12 protein-coding genes and 1 tRNA gene are annotated in these 17,084 nt (G+C 73.0%); 3 read left to right on the top strand and 10 right to left on the bottom strand.

The window, feature by feature from the left end; translation table 11 throughout:
* Both ABZX67_RS11430 and ABZX67_RS11425 read left to right on the top strand, forming a co-directional pair.
* A complete protein-coding gene (locus ABZX67_RS11430) occupies positions 1–2,844 on the top strand; it encodes an NHLP bacteriocin export ABC transporter permease/ATPase subunit (protein ID WP_355357380.1) in 2,844 nt (947 codons plus the stop codon).
* Positions 2,845–2,971: 127 nt separating this feature from the next.
* Positions 2,972–3,211 carry a hypothetical protein gene (locus tag ABZX67_RS11425; protein WP_355357377.1) on the top strand — a complete coding sequence of 80 codons (240 nt, stop codon included), beginning with the start codon at positions 2,972–2,974 and terminating at the stop codon, positions 3,209–3,211.
* 100 nt (positions 3,212–3,311) lie between these two features.
* On the opposite strand, the gene ABZX67_RS11420 is transcribed toward ABZX67_RS11425, so the two are convergent.
* Positions 3,312–3,399: transfer RNA gene (locus ABZX67_RS11420), tRNA-Leu, on the bottom strand.
* A 196-nt stretch (positions 3,400–3,595) separates the two neighbouring features.
* On the opposite strand from ABZX67_RS11420, the gene ABZX67_RS11415 reads away from it, so the two are divergent.
* The gene (locus ABZX67_RS11415) at positions 3,596–4,894 is read left to right on the top strand and encodes a DUF2254 domain-containing protein (RefSeq protein ID WP_355357663.1); all 1,299 of its coding nucleotides are present in this window, start codon (positions 3,596–3,598) and stop codon (positions 4,892–4,894) included.
* Between the two features lie 33 nt (positions 4,895–4,927).
* Here ABZX67_RS11415 and ABZX67_RS11410 read toward each other — a convergent pair whose 3' ends face one another.
* The 9 genes from ABZX67_RS11410 to ABZX67_RS11370 form a co-directional block, all read right to left on the bottom strand.
* The gene (locus ABZX67_RS11410; protein WP_355357374.1) at positions 4,928–5,971 is read right to left on the bottom strand and encodes a sugar phosphate isomerase/epimerase; all 1,044 of its coding nucleotides are present in this window, start codon (positions 5,969–5,971) and stop codon (positions 4,928–4,930) included.
* A gap of 47 nt (positions 5,972–6,018) precedes the next feature.
* Entirely contained in the window at positions 6,019–7,398 is a 1,380-nt protein-coding gene (locus ABZX67_RS11405; RefSeq protein ID WP_355357371.1) for a nucleotide pyrophosphatase/phosphodiesterase family protein, read from the bottom strand.
* Positions 7,395–8,564, bottom strand: a complete 1,170-nt coding sequence (eboE, locus tag ABZX67_RS11400; protein ID WP_355357368.1) for a metabolite traffic protein EboE — start codon at positions 8,562–8,564, stop codon at positions 7,395–7,397. The genes ABZX67_RS11405 and eboE overlap by 4 nt, the downstream gene beginning before the upstream one ends.
* Before the next feature lie 12 nt (positions 8,565–8,576).
* Positions 8,577–9,425 carry a TatD family hydrolase gene (locus tag ABZX67_RS11395; RefSeq protein WP_355357365.1) on the bottom strand — a complete coding sequence of 283 codons (849 nt, stop codon included), beginning with the start codon at positions 9,423–9,425 and terminating at the stop codon, positions 8,577–8,579.
* Entirely contained in the window at positions 9,425–10,048 is a 624-nt protein-coding gene (locus tag ABZX67_RS11390; protein WP_355357362.1) for an EboA domain-containing protein, read from the bottom strand. Before ABZX67_RS11390 ends, ABZX67_RS11395 begins: the two co-directional genes overlap by 1 nt.
* On the bottom strand, positions 10,045–10,917 hold the full coding sequence (locus ABZX67_RS11385) for a sugar phosphate isomerase/epimerase family protein (RefSeq protein ID WP_355357359.1): 873 nt from the start codon (positions 10,915–10,917) through the stop codon (positions 10,045–10,047). Before ABZX67_RS11385 ends, ABZX67_RS11390 begins: the two co-directional genes overlap by 4 nt.
* Complete coding sequence (locus ABZX67_RS11380; protein WP_355357660.1) at positions 10,914–11,921, bottom strand: SCO3242 family prenyltransferase; 1,008 nt, start codon at positions 11,919–11,921, stop codon at positions 10,914–10,916. The genes ABZX67_RS11385 and ABZX67_RS11380 overlap by 4 nt, the downstream gene beginning before the upstream one ends.
* Positions 11,922–12,010: 89 nt before the next feature.
* Entirely contained in the window at positions 12,011–13,141 is a 1,131-nt protein-coding gene (locus tag ABZX67_RS11375; protein WP_355357356.1) for an inositol-3-phosphate synthase, read from the bottom strand.
* Between the two features lie 73 nt (positions 13,142–13,214).
* The gene (locus tag ABZX67_RS11370; protein ID WP_355357353.1) at positions 13,215–16,919 is read right to left on the bottom strand and encodes a ThuA domain-containing protein; all 3,705 of its coding nucleotides are present in this window, start codon (positions 16,917–16,919) and stop codon (positions 13,215–13,217) included.
* Positions 16,920–17,084: the final 165 nt, after the last annotated feature.

Here is a 17,084-nt window from a genome sequence, read left to right as displayed (position 1 = left end):
GTGTCCCTTCCCCCCGTGGTCGGTTACGACCCCGTCACCCACGCCTTCGGCGGGCTGGGCACGCCTGTCGACTGCACCGGGCTGCGCAGTGTGCATCTGGAGGGCCCGCACGCGCTGTGGCTGGTCGTCGGCGGCGGCCTGGACCTCTTCGCGGTCGACGCGGCGCAGCAGGGCAACTGGCACTTCCTGGGCCGCCTGGAGGCGGGCAGCCTGCTGCTCGGCCCGGTGGAGGGCCCGCAGCACACGCTGGTCGGCCGCCCGACCCAGGACTGCGCGCTGCGCCGCATCGCGCTGCGGGAGCTGTACGGAGGCAACGGGTACACCTCGTACGACCCGTATGCGCCGCACGGTCCCCACGGTGAACAAAGCCCCTTGGAGCAGGCCTTCGCGCTCGGTACGGCCCGCAGTCTGGGCGTGCTGTTCGAGGCTCCGCTGGACGGGCGCCCGGCCGCCGAGGAGGGGGAGGCGGTCGCCGACGACGACATGCTGTGGATGCCGGTGCCCCCGGGGAGCGTCCAGTACGGCGCCGCGTACGGCGCGGACGCGGCGGGTGATCTGCTGGTGGACGGCGGCCTGTGGCAGCAGATGGTCAACCAGCAGTACCGGTTGCTGTCCGCCGTGGACCGCTGGATCGAGCAGTCGGAGCGGGCGCACGAGGACCGGGCCGCGGCCGGCATCAGGGCGGGCGAGGCCGTCCGCGCGCGGGCGGACCAGGCGCTGCTGGCGTCCATCGGCGGCCCGGACCGCGCCGGGCGGAAGTCCGGCGCGGGGGTCGGCGCGAGCGACGACGCCACGTACGCCGTGTGCCGCCGGGTCGCGCGGGCAGCGGGGATCGCGCTGGCCGAGACGGTGCGGAGCGACGGCACGGCCGACGAGCGGATGGGTCCCGTCGAGCGCATCGCGGTCGCCTCCCGCGTCCGCACCCGCGCGGTCCGGCTCGACGGGGACTGGTGGCGCACGGACGCCGGGCCGCTCGTCGGCCACTGGGCCAAGTCGGGGGCGCCGGTGGCACTGCTGTGGCGGCGCGGCCGGTACGAGGCGGTGAACCCGGCGTCGGGCCTGCGGATCCGGCTCGGCGCCCAGAAGGCAGCCGAACTGGAGCCGCGCGCGGTGATGTTCTACCGCCCGCTGCCCGACCGCCCGCTGTCGCCCTGGGGGTTGCTGCGGTTCAGCATGCGCGGCACTGTCGGCGACGTACGCAACCTGGCCCTCGCCGGTCTGGTGACCGTGTGCCTGGGGGCGCTGGTGCCGATCGCGACGGGCAAGGTGCTCGGCTCGTACGTCCCGGCGGCCGAGAAGAGCCTGATCACGCAGGTGTCGCTGGCGGTCATGGTCACCAGTGTGGTGTCCGCGGCGTTCATGCTGCTGCAGAACCTCACGCTGCTGCGGATGGAGGGCCGCGTCGAGAGCGTGCTGCAACCGGCCGTGTGGGACAGGCTGCTGCGGCTGCCGACACGGTTCTTCACCGAGCGCTCCACGGGTGAGCTGGCGAGCGCCGCCATGGGCATCAGCGCGGTCCGCCGCGTGATGACCGGCGTCGGGCCGGTGGCGCTCCAGGCGTCCACGATCGGCGCCATGAACCTGGTGCTGCTGTTCTGCTACAGCGTGCCGCTGGCGCTGGCGGCGATCGCCATGCTGCTGGTCATCGGGGTGGTCTTCCTGGGGCTGGGGCTGTGGCAGGTGCGCTGGCAGCGGCGGCTGGTGGAGTTGGGCAACAAGCTGAACAACCAGGCCTTCCAGACGCTGCGAGGGCTGCCGAAGCTGCGCGTGGCGGCGGCGGAGAGCTTCGCGTACGCGGCGTGGGCGCGGGAGTTCGCCCGCTCGCGCGAGTTGCAGCAGCGGGCGGGCCGGATCAGGAACATCACCACCGTCCTGGACGCGGTGTACCTGCCGCTCTGCTCGCTCATCATGTTCATGCTGCTGGCGGGCCCGGCGCGGGGCTCGATGTCGGCGGGCGCGTTCCTGACGTTCAGCACGTCCGTGACGATGCTGCTGACGTCGGTGACGCAGCTGACCGGGGCGCTGGTGTCGGCGGCGGCCGCGCTGCCGCTGTTCGAACAGATCAAGCCGGTGCTGGACGCGGCCCCGGAGGTGCGCGGCTCCACGGCCCAGCCGGGCGTGCTGTCGGGTGCCATCGAGGCCCGTAACGTCTCCTTCCGGTACGCCGACGACGCGCCGCTCGTCCTCGACGACGTGTCGCTCGCCATCCGCCCGGGCGAGTTCGTGGCCGTCGTCGGCCCGAGCGGCTGCGGCAAGTCGACCCTGCTGCGCCTGCTCATCGGCTTCGACCGGCCGGCCTCGGGCAGCGTCCTGTACGACGGCCAGGACCTGGCCGCGCTGGACCAGGCGGCGGTGCGCCGCCAGTGCGGGGTCGTCCTGCAGAATGCGCAGCCGCTCACCGGCTCGATCCTGGACTGCATCTGCGGCGCGGAGACCTTCTCGCAGGAGGAGGTCTGGGCGGCCGCCGAGATGGCGGGCCTCGCGGAGGACATCAAGCGCATGCCGATGGGCCTGCACACGATGATCGCCGGCGGCGGCGCCATCTCGGGCGGCCAGCGCCAGCGGCTGATGATCGCCCAGGCGCTGATCCGCCGCCCAAGGATCCTCTTCTTCGACGAGGCGACCAGCGCCCTCGACAACGAGACGCAGCGCATCGTCATCGACTCCACACGGCGCCTGAACGCCACGCGCCTGGTGATCGCCCACCGGCTGTCCACGGTCATGGACGCCGACCGGGTGATCGTCATGTCGGCCGGCCGCATCGTGGAGCAGGGCCCGCCGACCACGCTGCTGGCGACGCCGGGGGGCCATTTGCGTGAATTGGTATACCGTCAGATGAGCTGACTGGACCGCCCTCGAAAGGGTGGGCTTCGGCCCGCCTAGCGCACGGAAGCGAAGGCCGAGGGGAACCCCTGTCTTCGAATCCCGCCCGGACCCACCGGGCGGAGCTCCCTGCGATCCGGAGGAACAGATGCTCAAGAAGGCCCTCGCCTGCGCGGCCCTCGTGGCCGCCGCCACGGCACTCGGTACCGTCCCCGCCGCCGCGTACGGCGACAAGGAGGACAAGGAGGCCTGCGACACCAGCTGCCAGGCCGGCTTCTGGTCGGGTGAGTGGAAGAAGGGCAAGTTCCACCACCTGGAGCACGACAGCGGTGACTCCATCACGAGCGGCGGCTTCCACAAGGGCGAGTTCCTCGGCGCCCGCTGGTAACCCGCCTCCGCTGCAGGAAGCCGCCAGGGGCGAGGGGTGACCTCGCGTCTGGCGGCTCCGGAAAAGCGGAAGACCCCTGATCGAAATCAGGGGTCCCATCTGGTGTCCGAGGGGGGACTTGAACCCCCACGCCCGATAAAGGGCACTAGCACCTCAAGCTAGCGCGTCTGCCATTCCGCCACCCGGACAAGGTGTCTGCCGTTTCGCGGGGGTGTTCCCCGCGGCGACATGGATAACTCTACCAGGGGTTTGAGGTGCCCTTCACCCGCATATCCCGTGGTCAGGCGGGTGGGGCGGCTCGCCGGCGGGGTCGCCGTGGCGACACACACACCGCGTCGCCACGGGCGTACGGAGCGTGCGGATAGCGTGCGGGGGGTGAGCTTTGTGTCGGAACACCGCAGGCCCCGCGTGCTGTCACCGCTGAGGGAGCATCTGCGGGACACCTTCTGGTTCGCCCCGACCGCCGGGCTGGTGTGCGCGTTCGTGCTCTGGGCGGCGGCCGCGACGGCCGACGCCGCGATCGTCGACCTGCTGCGGGAGCGGCGGGCGTACGACGAGATCGGTGATCTCACGGCGATCGCCGAGGACGCGAAGACGATCGTCACGACGGTCAGCCAGGCGATGCTGACCTTCATCGGCGTCGTCTTCAGCATCTCCCTGGTGGCGGTGCAGATGGCCGCCGGGCAGCTCACGCCGCGGGTGGTGCGGATCTTCGTACGGAGCCGGATCAGCAAGCTGACGCTGACGGTGTTCCTGTCGACGTTCCTGTTCTCGCTGCTGGTGATGACCTCGTACGAGAGCGAGGCGGAGCCGGAGCGGGTCACGGCGGTGCCGCTGGTGCAGTCGGTGGTCACGCTGATGCTGGTGGGGCTCAGTCTGCTGCTCTTCATCGCGTACGTGACGACCACCCTGCGGATGATGCAGGTTGGCCCGGTGGTGGACCGGATCACCCGGGAGGCGCTTCGGGTGCTGGCCCGGCAGCCGGCCGGGGGGACGGAGGGGGTGGCGCTGCCGCCCGAGACCGGCCGGGTGGCGCACCGGGGGCGGGCTGGGGTGCTGCGGGATGTGGACGTGGCACGGCTGGTGCGGGCCGCGCGGCGGCAGGACGCGGTGCTGCGGCTCATTCCGCGGATCGGGGACCACGTGGTACCGGGTACGCCGGTGCTGGGGGTGCACGGCGGGCGGCCGCCGGACGCGGGGATCTTGCGGTCGGCGGTGTCGGTGGGGGTGGACCGGACCTTCCACCAGGACGTGGCGTTCGGGCTGCGGCAGCTGGTGGACATCGCGCTGCGGGCGATGTCGGCGGCGGTGAACGATCCCACGACCGCGGTGCAGTGCCTCGACCGGATCGTGCAGTTCCTGGCGGTCGTCGCGGCGCGGCCGCTGGGGGCCGTGGTGCACCGTGACCGCCGCGGAGCGGTGCGGCTGGTCCAGGCCGTGCCGGACTGGGAGGACATGGTCGATCTCGGGTTCGCGGAGCTGAGGGCCTGCGCGGCGGGCAGCCCTCAGGTCACGCGGCGGATGCTGGCCGGGCTCGACGACCTGCTGCTGCTCGTCCCGGAGGGGCGACGGGAGCCGCTGCTGCGCCACCGCGCGCTTCTGGAAGAGGCGGTGGCGCGTACGGTGGCGCAGCCCGCCGACCGGGTGTTCGCGCTGGAGCCCGACCGGCAGGGCATCGGATAGGCGGCCGTCCCGACCAGGTCCTGAGGACGGGCCCTAGCAGTCCTTCTCGCGCAGTGAGTGGAGGTGCGCGGCGGCCTTGCGGGCGAAGGTGAGGGACTCGACGGGGTTGTCGTGTTCGGCCTGCCAGTGGTGGTCGCGGCGGCCGCCGGGGGTACGGGTGACCGCCGAGATGAAGCGCTGGTAGTCGATGTCCCCGTCCCCGACGTCCACCATCCGGTAGCCGTCGCGGGCGGAGTCGTCGCGCTCGCCGTCCTTGACGTGGAAGAGCGGATAGCGGTCGGGCTGCCGCAGCACGTAGTCGAGCGGGTCGAAGGGGGCGGGGGTGCCGTCGGCGCGCTTGCCGAACCGGAACCGGCCCGCGTAGGCCCAGTAGATGTCCATCTCCAGGTAGACGAGGTCGGGGTCGGTCTCGGCGAGCAGGACGTCGTAGAGGCGTACGTCGGGGCGGTCGGTGGCGAAGGAGAACTCCTCGGCGTGGTTGTGCTGGTAGAACTTCATGCCGCGCTTCCTCGCCTCGGCGCCGTAGTGGTTGAACTCCTCGGCGCAGCGCTTCCAGCCGTCGACGGTGGCGCCGTAGCGCCAGGGGCCGGAGGCGGTGCCGATGTGCTTCAGGCCGAGGGCCTGGGCGTCGTCGAGGACCTTGGTGAGGTTCTGCGCGAAGGTGTACGCCTTCGGGTCGGAGGAGTAGTAGCCGACGTGGCTGCCGATGGCGCGCAGGCCGTGGTCGCGGGTGAGGCGTTTGAGTTCGGAGAGGGTGATGGGGCCGGCGGAGCCCTGGGTGTAGCCGGCGTACTCGACCTCGTCGTAGCCGTGGCGCCGGAGCTCTTCGAAGACGGGGCCGAAGCCGAGGGTGGAGACCTTGTCGCGCAGGGAGTAGAGCTGGATGCCGAGCCGGCCGGGTGGGAGGACGGGCCGGCCGCGGCCACTGCTGGTCGTGGTGGCTTCGGCGGCCGAGGCGGCGGCCGTGGTGCCGCCGAGGAGCGCGGTGGCGGTGGCGCCGGCGGCGACACCCAGCATGGTGCGTCTGCTGAGGCGGTGGGCGAGCTCGGGGTCGGTGGTCCGGGTCGTGCGCGGCATGTGGATAACTCCTCGTTGTCAGTGGCGTCTGCTTCACTGAGGTCAGGTCAGTGGAGACCGGCGAGTTCAAGCAGCAGGGACTTCACATCGGTGGCCGCGACGCGGCCCGATACGGCGCGGGGGGTGGAGCACACGATGAGCGGACCTTCGTCATCGCTCAGGGGGAGGCGGCCGTGGCTGCCGCGAATAGGCGAGGGGTCGAGGGGCACCACCGCCAGGCGGTAGCGCAGGCCCAGTTTCTTGCGGGCGATCGCCGTGGCCGCCTTGACCCGTACGTACGGGTCAAGGGGGTCCATGAACAGCTCGACGGGGTCGTAGCCGGGCTTGCGGTGGATCTCGACGAGCCGGGCGAAGTCGGGGGCGTGGGCGTCGTCGAGCCAGTAGTAGTACGTGAACCAGGCGTCGGGCTCGGCGATGGCGACGAGTTCGCCGGAGCGCGGGTGGTCGAGGCCGTGGGCCTTCTTGCCCTCGTCGTCGAGGAACCGGTCGAGGCCGGGCAGGCCGGCGAGGGCCTCGCGGGTGGCGGCGAGGTCCTCCGCACGGCGTACGTAGACGTGGGCGAGCTGGTGGTCGGCGACGGCGAAGGCCCGGGAGGCCGTGGGGTCGAGGTACTCCATGCCGTCCTGGGTGTGGACTTCCAGCAGGCCGGCGCGGCGCAGGGCGCGGTTGATGTCGACGGGCCGGGTCACGCGGGTGATGCCGTACTCGGACAGGGCGACGACGGTGCGGCCTTCGGCCAGGGCGTCGTCCAGGAGGGGGGCCATGACGGTGTCGAGGTCGGTGGCGGCCTGGTGGGAGCGCGGGTCGTCGGGGCCGTAGCGCTGGAGGTCGTAGTCGAGGTGCGGGAGGTAGCACAGGGCGAGGTCGGGGGTGCGGGTGCGGAGGATGTGGCGGGTGGCGTCGGTGATCCACTGGCTGGAGACGATGTCGGCGCCGGGGCCCCAGAAGTGGAAGAGGGGGAAGGTGCCGAATTTACCGGTCAGTTCGTCGTGCAGGGCGGGCGGCCGGGTGTAGCAGTCGGGTTCCTTGCGGCCGTCGGCGTAGTAGATGGGGCGGGGGGTGACGGTGATGTCGGTGTCCGCGCCCATGGCGTACCACCAGCAGATGTTGGCGACGGTGTAGCCGGGGTGGGCGCGGCGGGCGGCGTCCCAGAGCTTGTCACCGGAGACGAGCCGGTTGTGCTGGCGCCACAGCAGGACGTCGCCCAGTTCGCGGAAGTACCAGCCGTTGCCGACGATGCCGTGTTCGGAAGGGAGGGTTCCGGTGAGGAAGGTGGACTGGGCGGTGCAGGTGACGGCGGGCAGGACGGTGTCGAGGGGGGCGTGGGAGCCGGTGCGGGCGAGCCGCTTGAGGTGCGGCATGTGGTCGAGGAGCTGGGGGGTGAGGCCGACGACGTCCAGGACCAGGAGGGGGGTGGGGCGCGTCATGGGAGTTCCTTGAGGCCGAGGTCGGTGAGGAGGTCGCGGGCCAGGGTGAGTTCGGCGGCGATCCCGTCCGTGAGCCGGCCGCGGGTGCGGGGGCGCAGCTCGGGCGGCAGGGCCTGCCAGGTGTAGGTCTCGACCTCCAGGTGGCGGGTGTGCGGCGCCGGGCCGCCGACGAGCCGGGCCAGGGCGTCGCGGAGTACGGGGAGGGTGGAGGTGAGCGGCGGGGCGGGCGGGCTGTGCAGGGGGACGTGGAAGTGGGCGCGCCAGGGGGCGCCGTCGGGGAGGGTCTCGCCGTCGAGCGCCTCGGGAAGGTCGTCGGTGCCGCGCAGGCCGGCGGCGGTCCGGGTGCGGGTCTGGTGGAGGAAGCGGGGCTCGGCGAAGGCGGCGAGTGCCGCGCGTACCTCGGGAAGGTGGGGGTGTTCGGCGTGCAGGGCGGCGGACAGCTGGGCCTTGGGAATGGGGATGCCGACGGCGACGAGGGCGTCGAGTGCGGTGTGCGGGTCTTCGAAGGAGGTGGCGAGATGGCAGGTGTCGACGCAGACGCCGATGCGGGGGCTGGCTACGCCGGTGAGCGGGCCGATCGCGTCGGCGGTGGTCTCGATGGTGCAGCCGGGCTCCGGTTCGAGGCCGATGCGTACCGACTTCCCGGTGAGTTCCTCGAGGGCGTCCAGGCGCTCGGCGAGGGTGGTGAGGGCGGCGCGGGCGGTGTCGGCGGCGGCGGTGTCGAAGGGGGTGCGCCAGGCGATCGGCAGCGTGGAGACGGAGCCTTCGGTTACGTCGTCGGGGAGGAGCGCGGCGAGGAGACGGGCCAGGTCGGTGGTGTGGGCGAGGCGCTCGGGCCGGGTCCAGTCGGGCTGGTAGACGCGGTACTTGACCTCCTGGGCGCCGAAGCCCTCGTACGGGAAGCCGTTGAGGGTGACGACCTCCAGACCGCGCCGGTCGAGTTCGGCGCGCAGGGCGCGGAGGGCGGCGGGGTCGGTGGTCAGCGCGTGGGCGGCGTCCTTGGCCAGCCAGAGGCCGATGCCGAGGCGGTCGCGGCCGAGGCGCCTGCGGACGGGTTCGCAGTGGTCCCGCAGCTGGGCCAGGACTCCGTCGAGGGTCTCGGCGGGGTGGACGTTGGTGCAGTAGGCGAGGTGGATGGTGGAGCCGTCCGGGTGGCGGAAGCGCATGGCCGGCTCCTCTCATTCCCCGCCGCGGAGGATGGAGTTGCCCTCGTGGAGGGGGCCCGGATCGGGGAGGTCGAGTTGGAGGCGTCCGCTGAGGCCGTAGAAGGCGACGGGGTTGCGCCACAGGACCTGGTCGACGTCGTCGGGGGTGAATCCGGCGGCGAGCATGGCGTCGCCGACCTTGCGGGTCTTGAGCGGATCGCTCTTGCCCCAGTCGGCGGCCGAGTTCACCAGGACCCGCTCTGTCCCGTACGCCTTGAGGATCGCGACCATGCGCTCCTCGTCCATCTTGGTGTCGGGGTAGATGGAGAAGCCGAGCCAGGTGCCGCTGTCAGTGGCCTCCTTTACGGTGGTCTCGTTGAGGTGGTCGAGCAGGATCCGCTCCGGGGGGAGGTGGGATTCGCGGATGACGTCGAGGGTGCGGCGCAGTCCGGCGAGCTTGTCGCGGTGCGGGGTGTGGACGAGGGCGGGCAGCCCGTGGTCGGCGGCGAGCTGGAGCTGGGCGGCGAGGGCGGTGTCCTCGGCGGGGGTCATGGAGTCGTAGCCGATCTCGCCGACGGCGACGACGGAGTCCTTGACGAGATAGCGGGGCAGCTCGTCGAGGACGGGGGTGCAGCGGGGGTCGTTGGCCTCCTTGGGGTTGAGGGCGAGGGTGCAGTGGTGGGCGATGCCGTACTGGGCGGCGCGGAAGGGCTCCCAGCCGAGCAGCGCGTCGAAGTAGTCGAAGAAGCTGGCGGGCGAGGTGCGGGGCTGGCCGAGCCAGAAGGAGGGTTCGACGAGGGCGCGGATCCCGGCGTCGTACATCGCCTGGTAGTCGTCCGTGGTGCGGGAGGTCATGTGGATGTGCGGGTCGAAGATGCGCATCAGGACTCCTCCGGGGGGACGGTCAGGGCGAGGGCGCGGTGGAGGTCGGCGGGGACGGGGCGGCCCGCGGCGGTGCGTTCGGCGGCGTAGTCGGCGAGCATCCGGGCCAGTTCGGCGTCGCCGCGGGCGCGCTCGGGCAGGGCGGCGACGGCGTCGAGCGGGACGCCGGTGAAGAGGCACTTGAGGACGGCGTGGCGCCAGGGGTGCGCTGGGAGGTGGGCTGCGGCGTACGGGCCGACGGCGGCGGCGACCAGCCGGGTGTCGTGGGTGCGCAGGGCGTCCTCGACCAGGGGCAGTGCCTCCGGTCCGGAGACGAGCGAGGGGAGCGCGAGCAGGACGGCACGCCGTTCGGCGGCGGTGCCGTGGTGGTACAGGCGGGTGAGGGTGTCCGTGCCGGCGCGGGCCTCCTGGAGGAGAAGGGTGCGTACGGAGTCGGCGTGTTCCTGTCCGCAGTGGCGGCCGGCGGAGGCGAACCGCACCTCCCAGGAGGGCGGGCCGCCGACGGGGCCGGGGCGCGGCGCGGGGGCGGCAGCGGCGTGGGCGGCTTCGGCGAGGGCCTCGTCCAGCCAGGCGCGGGCGGCGCCGCCGAGCAGGTCGTCCAGTTCCTTGCGGATCGGCGTCACGGTGCCGGCGCTCCCTTCGTGAGGAACTCGATGGACGCGCGGGCGAGTTCGGGGCCCGCGTGGGAGTGGCGGGGCAGTTCGACGACGGTCAGGCCCTGGTAGCCGGTGGCGGTGAGGGCTTCCAGGACGGGCGGGAAGTCGATCTCGCCCTCGCCGAACGGCAGGTGCTCGTGGACGCCGCGGCGCATGTCCTCGATCTGGACGTGGTGCAGCCAGGGCGCGGCGGCGCGGACGCAGTCGGCGGGCGGTGCGGGCTCCAGGCACTGGCAGTGGCCGATGTCGAGGGTGAGACCGAGGAGGTGGGGAGCGGGGTCGCCGAGGGTGCGGCGCAGGTGGTGGAAGTCGTCGAGGGTGGCGAGGAGGTGACCGGGTTCGGGTTCGATGGCGAGGGGGACGCCGGCGGCGGCCGCGGCGTCCAGAACGGGGGTGAGCGACTCTTCGAGCCGCTTCCACGCGGTGGGGGTGGACGTGCCGTCGGGGGTGGTGCCGCTGAAGCAGTGCACGGCGTGGGCGCCGAGGTCCGCGGCGACCCGCACGGCACGCAGCAGCAGCCGGGTGCGGGCGGCCCGTCCGTCCGGGTCGGGGTCCAGCAGGGACGGGCCGTGCTTGCGGCGCGGGTCCAGGACGTAGCGGGCGCCGGTCTCGACGGTGACGCCCAGGCCGAGTGCGTCCAGGCGGCGGGCGACGCGGTCGGTGCGGGCGGCGAGGTCGGGGGCGAGGGGGTCGAGGTGCATGTGGTCGAGCGTCAGTCCGACGCCGTCGTACCCGAGGTCGGCGAGCAGGGCGAGGGCGTCGTCGAGACGGAGGTCGGTGAGGCCGTTGGTGCCGTAGCCGAAGCGGAGGCCCGCGAGGGTGGGGGCGGCGGTCATGTGGGGCTCACCTTCCGTGCGAGCGCCCGGGCGAGTGGGGTGAGCCCCAGGACGGCGAGCCCGGCGCCGGGGGCGCCGCCGCGGGCGGTGAGCGCGGCCTGGAGCGGGATCATGGCGCGGATGCCGCCCCCGACGGCGCGTTGGGTGAGGGGTGGTGAGGGGTTGAGCGCGGCGTGCAGGAAGGGGGTGGCAGCGGTGCGGAGGTAGGCGGCGGCGGTGAGAGCCGTGACGAGTGCGGCGGCGCGCCCCGCCGTCCCCTGACCGGGCCTGATCGACAAGACACCCCCTGGGCCGCTCACCGCGCGGAGCCGTGACGGGGCCGGTACCAGCGCCTCCCGGGCCGCGAGGGCCGCCAGGGCCGTGGTCGCCGCGAGGGCGGCGAGCGGGGTCGCCGTCGAGCCGCCGTGCGTCTCGTGGCGGGAGACCGCCGTCACCGCGTAGGTGTGCGCCCCCAGCGCGGCGGCGGACGGCAGCGCGGCCAGCGCCGCCCGGGCGGGGTCCGCGCGCCGCGGGCCCGCCACCGTGGCCACCGTGGCCGCCGTGGCCGCCGTCGCCGTCGCCGTCGCCGTCGCGCCGAGGAGGAGGTCCAGGGCGCGGGCCGTCGCCATGGTGGCGGGGGCCGCGGGGGTGTGCTTGAGGTGGAGGTCGTAGGACCAGACCGCCGCCGCCAGGGCCGATGCGACCGCGAGGGGGGCGCGGCCGGCGCGGGCGGCGAGGGCCAGGCCCGTGGCGGTCAGCGCCGCCGAGGCGGCCAGGGCTGCGCGCGGGGTGACGCGCCCCGACGGGAGGGGGCGGTGCGGGCGGTCACGGGCGTCCTCGCAGCGGTCGGCCCAGTCGTTGAGGGCCATGCCCGCCTCGTACAGGCACAGCGAGGCACCGGCGGCGAGCGCGGTGCGCCGGTTCGGGCGCAGGCCCGCCGCCGCGGCGCCCGCGAGCGCGTCGCCCGGCACGCTGAACAGCGCGGAGACGCGCAGGAGTTCCGCCCACGCCCGCGCCCCCGCCATGCGGCGGCCCGGCAGCGCACGCGCCCGCGCGCCCGAGCCGCCGCCGCCCATGAGCGCCGCCCGCAGCCGCGCCACCGGCCCCGCGCCCCTCACCGGGCGTTCCGCAGGCGGGTCGCGAAGGCGAGGAGCGCCGCGTACTGGTCCGCGAGAGCCGCGGGGCCCGCGTCGGGGTCCTTGAAGTAGAAGCCGAGTTCGGGCAGGGGCCCGGACAGGCCGGCCTCGTGGGCGCGGGCCAGCAGGCGGGCCAGGTCCAGGATCAGCGGGGCGGCGAGGGCGGAGTCGCAGCCCTGCCAGATGGTCTGGAGGATCATCCGGGAACCGAGGAAGCCGTCGAAGGCGATGTGGTCCCAGGCGGTCTTCCACTCCCCCAGCGCCGGGACGTCGTCGATGTGGACCTCGCCCTCCGGGGCGCGGCCCAGCGTCTCGGCGAGGACCCGTTCCTTGCCGGCGTTCTTCGCGGCGGCGGCCGCCGGGTCGGCCAGCGCCGCGCCGTCGCCGCCGCCCAGCAGGTTGGTGCCGGACCAGGCCCGTACGGACAGGGCGCGCTGCACGAACATCGGGGCGAGGACGGAGCGGAGCAGCGTCTGGCCCGTCTTGCCGTCCCGGCCCGCGTGCGGGAGGCCGCTCGCGGCCGCGGCGTCGGCGAGCGCCGGGGCGCGCAGCCCGGTGGAGGGGGTGAAGTTCACGTAGGGGCAGCCGGCCCGCAGGGCGGCGGCCGCGTACAGGGAGCTGGGCGGCAGCCGTACGTCGTCGGGGCCGGGTACCGGCTCGGTGGAGGCGACGTTGACGACGACCGTGCGGGCCAGGTCCCGGCGGGCGGCGAAGTCCGCGAGGTCGGCCGCGAACGCGGCGATGAGCTCCTCGTCGGTGCGCGTGTCGCCGGCCGCCGGGCCGCCGGGGCGGATCTCCGCGTCGGCGGCGGAGAGTTCCGTCCGTACGGCGGCCGCCAGGCCGTGCGGCAGGACGCCGGCGGCCGTCAGCTCCTCCGCCCGCTTGGGCAGCGGGCACGCCGCCGTGTCGTGGCCGCCGAAGACGAGGGAGGACAGGGCGGGCAGCCCACTGTCCAGGAAGGGGGGTGTTTCGGTGACCATGCCCGTCGGTGGGTGCAGTCCGGCGGCGACCGCCGCGCATCCGGCCACCGCGGTCGTGGCGACGGAGCCTCGCGCTCCGACGAGCCAGACCCCGACTCGTCGATCGGCACGTCGATCAGCGGATGACATGGCCAGCCTCCTCCATGGGGTGCGTGGAAGGCGGCGGGCGGGGGGTACGGCGCCTCCCCGCCCGCCGCCGGCTTCAGGTCAGCTCCTTGAGCTGGATGTTGCGGAAGGACACCTGGTCCTCGGCTCCGTGGTTCTGCAGGCCGATGTGACCGTCCTTCAGACTGCGCTCCGGGTCGGTGTTGGTGAAGTCGTTGATCTTCACGCCGTTGAGGAAGACCTGGAGGCGCTCGCCCCGGACCCGGATCTCGTAGCTGTTCCACTGGCCGGGGGGACGGAGGACCTGGTCGCGGGCCTTGATGTTCGCCGACTTGAAGCCGTAGACGGCCCCGGTCGTACGGTCCGCGGCGTCCGTCGCGTCGATCTGGATCTCGTAGCCCTTGGTCACGGCCGACCAGGGGTCGTCGGAGGCGGGGAAGCCGACGAAGACACCCGAGTTGTCGTCGCCCTCCGCCTTCCAGTCCAGCTTCAGCGAGTACGACGCGAACGACCTCGCCTGGTACCACAGCAGCCCCATGCCACCCTCGGTGCGCAGCTCTCCGTCCACGACCGTGAAGCTGCCCGGTCCGGCCTGCTTCCAGCCCTCCAGGGTGTGCCCGTTGAAGAGGTCCCGGTAGCCGGTCCGGGGCGCGCAGTCGGCGCGGACCTGGCCGGTGGCGTAGCGCAGGCCGCCCAGCAGGTGCTGTCGGAAGGCGGGCTCGGCGTAGGACTCGGCGGTGTGGCCGCCTCCGGTGTAGAAGGCGCGGCCGCCTTCGTAGCTCTGGCACCAGGCGATCGGGTGGTCGCCCTTCATGGTGCCGCCCTGATAGGTGGTTTCGTCGAGGGTGGCGAGGACGCGGGCCTGGCCGCGCGGGTTGGTGCGGTAGTTGTACCACTCGTCGTTCCGCTCCCAGCCGGCCGCCGGAAGGTGGGCGGTGGCCGGGTGGTCGTGGTCCTCCACCCGCACCGTGGCGGGCTGGATCCGCGGGTGCGAGGCGAAGTACGCGCCGACGAGCCCGCCGTAGAACTCCCAGTCGTACTCGGTGTCGGCGGCCGCGTGGACGCCGACGTACCCGCCGCCCGAGGCGATGTAGTGCTCGAACGCCTTCTGTTGTTCGGCGTTCAGCACGTCGCCCGTCGTCGAGAGGAAGACGACGGCGTCGTACCGCGCGAGGTTGCTGGTGGTGAACTGACGCGCCTCCTCCGTGGCGTCGACCGTGAGGTTGCTGGTCGCGCCCAGCTCCTTCAGGGCGGCGACCCCGGCCGGGATGGAGTCGTGGCGGAAGCCCGCCGTCTTGGAGAAGACCAGGACCCGCTTGGCGGTCCGGTCGACCGGAGTGTTCGACAGCTCGAAGTCGTCCACGTCGTACAAGGCTCCCGTCCCGCCCTTGAACACCAGGAACAGCTCGGTGGTCCGCTTCGGCACCGACCGCAGGGGTACGTCGACGTCCTGGAAGGTCTCCCAGCCGCCCGTCACCGGCACCGACGCGGAGCCGAGCAGCGTGCCGGTGGCCGACCCGGCGCGTACCTCCAGGAAGCCGCCCGCGCCGCCGGAGGAGATCCGGGCGGTGAGCTTGGTGGTACCGGCGAGCAGATAGGGCGTGAAGGAGATCCAGTCGCCGTCGTCGATGTCGCCGACCGTCCGGCCGCCGTGCGCGGTGGCCTTGTCGTACGTCCGGATCCCCGACTGCGCCGAGAAGTGCTCGGCCTGCCGGTGGCGCGGCTGCAGCTGGGCCTGGTCGTGGCTGGTCAGCGCGGCCTGGCCACCGCCTCCGCCGTCGGTGTACTCGGCGTCGAGGACGCCGAAGATGTTGGCGTTCGGGTCGTGCCCGCCGTCCGCCGACGTCTTGATGGTGCCCGAGCAGCCGTGGGCCGAGGTCACCGGGTGGCCGTGGCTGTCGTGGCCGAGGATGTACGTCACCTTGACCTTGGCGCAGTCGATCGTGCCGTCCTCCGGGTCGGTGACGGTCACCTTGAACGGGATCTCGTCCCCGAAGGCGAACAGCGCGCCGTCCTGCGGGAGGTCGAGCGTCACCTTGGGGGCGGTGTTGCCGACGACCACGCGAACGCTGGCGGAGCCGGTCCGTCCGGTCGGGTCGGTGGCGGTCACGGTCGCGGTGTAGGTGCCGTTCTTCCGGTACGTGTACGTCGGGTTCGCGGCCGTCGAGGTACCGGTGCCGTCGCCGAAGTCCCAGCGGTAGGTGAGCACGTCGCCGTCGGCGTCCGTCGTGCCCGCCGACGAGAAGGCGACCCGCAGCGGCGCCTTGCCGGAGGTCTTGTTCGCCGACGCCTCGGCGACCGGCGAGCGGCCGCCGGTGGCGTTCTCGATGCGGTACAGGCCCGCGTTCTCGTCGCCGCCGAACCAGGCGGTGCCGTAGTCGAGGACGTACAGCGCCCCGTCCGGGCCGAAGGCCATGTCCATCACCTGGGTGCCGGTCCACGGGACCGGGTTGATGGACTGCACCGCTCCGTCGGCGCCGTGCTCGATGCGCTTGATCCAGCGCCGCCCGAACTCACCGGCGAAGAAGTCGCCGTCGTAGGCCTCCGGGAACTTCACGGGAGACGTCGAAGCGGCGTCGTAGCGGTAGACCGGTCCGCCCATCGGGGACTCCGAGCCGGAGCCGAACTCGGGGAGCGAGCCGCCGTCGTACGGGATCCACGCGGGCTCGGCCGGCGGCAGGTCGACGAGGCCCGTGTTGAGCGGCGAGTCGTTCCTGGGCGCGGCGCAGTCGAAGGCGGCGCCCGAGACCTTGGTGGCGAAGTCGTAGTCGACGTACGGGTCGTTGTCGCCGGTGCAGAAGGGCCAGCCGAAGTTGCCGGGCTTGGTGACGCGGGCGAACTCGACCTGGCCGGCCGGGCCGCGCGCGGGGTCGGCGGCGCCCGCGTCGGGGCCGTAGTCACCGACGTACAGCACGCCCGTCTTCCGGTCGACGCTGAAGCGGAAGGGGTTGCGGAAGCCCATGGCGTAGATCTCGGGCCGGGTCTTCGCCGTGCCGGGGGCGAAGAGGTTGCCCTCCGGGACGGTGTACGAGCCGTCGTCGGCGACCTTGATGCGCAGGATCTTGCCGCGCAGGTCGTTGGTGTTGCCGGAGGTGCGGCGGGCGTCGTACGCGGGGTTGCGGCCGGGGCGGTCGTCGATCGGGGTGTAGCCGTCGGAGGCGAAGGGGTTGGAGTCGTCGCCGGTCGACAGGTACAGGTTGCCCTGCGCGTCGAAGTCGATGTCGCCGCCGACGTGGCAGCAGATGCCCCGGGTGGCCGGGATGTCGATGACCTTCTTCTCGCTGGCGTTGTCGAGCGTGCCATCTGCCTTGAGGGTGAAGCGCGAGAGGCGGTTGACGCCCTCGTACTTCGCGAAGTCGGCTGCCGTGCCGTCGTTGGGCGCGTCCCCCGGCGGGGTGTCGAGCGGGGGCGCGTAGTACAGGAAGATCGCGCGGTTCCGCGCGAAGTCGGGATCGAGGGCGATGCCCTGGAGGCCCTCCTCGTCGTGGGAGTAGACCGGTACGGTGCCGATAACCGTGGTGTTGCCGGCGGCGTCGGTGCGCCGCAGCTCGCCGCTGCGCGAGGTGTGCAGCACGCTGCGGTCCGGCAGTACGGCCAGCGACATCGGTTCGCCGACCTCTTCGCCGCCCTTGGCGAGGGTGACCTGCTGGAACTGCTCCTCGGCGGACGCGGTGCCGGTGACCGCGCCGCCGGGCGGGGAAGCGCCGGGCGGCGACGCGCCGAGGGTGAACGACGTCAGGGCGAGCAGGCCGCCGGTGAGGAGTGCGAGGGCCTTGCGCCCTCCGAGCCGTTTTCTGTGCACGAATGTCCTCCGGAAAGGGCCGGTCGTACGGGGCTCACGGGTCGTACGTGTCGAGGGGCCGGGGTCGTCCGGGGACCGGCGTGCGCCGTCACGCTGGTCACGTCGTGTCGTGTCCTGTACACCTCAGGGACCGTAGCGGGGTTGATCCTGCGCCGAAAGCCCTTA

The organism is Streptomyces sp. NPDC003036 (assembly GCF_040611175.1).
In the GTDB taxonomy this organism is placed as follows: domain Bacteria; phylum Actinomycetota; class Actinomycetes; order Streptomycetales; family Streptomycetaceae; genus Streptomyces.
Note: the sequence above shows the minus strand (reverse complement) of the source record. Positions and strands in the feature narration are given on the sequence as shown.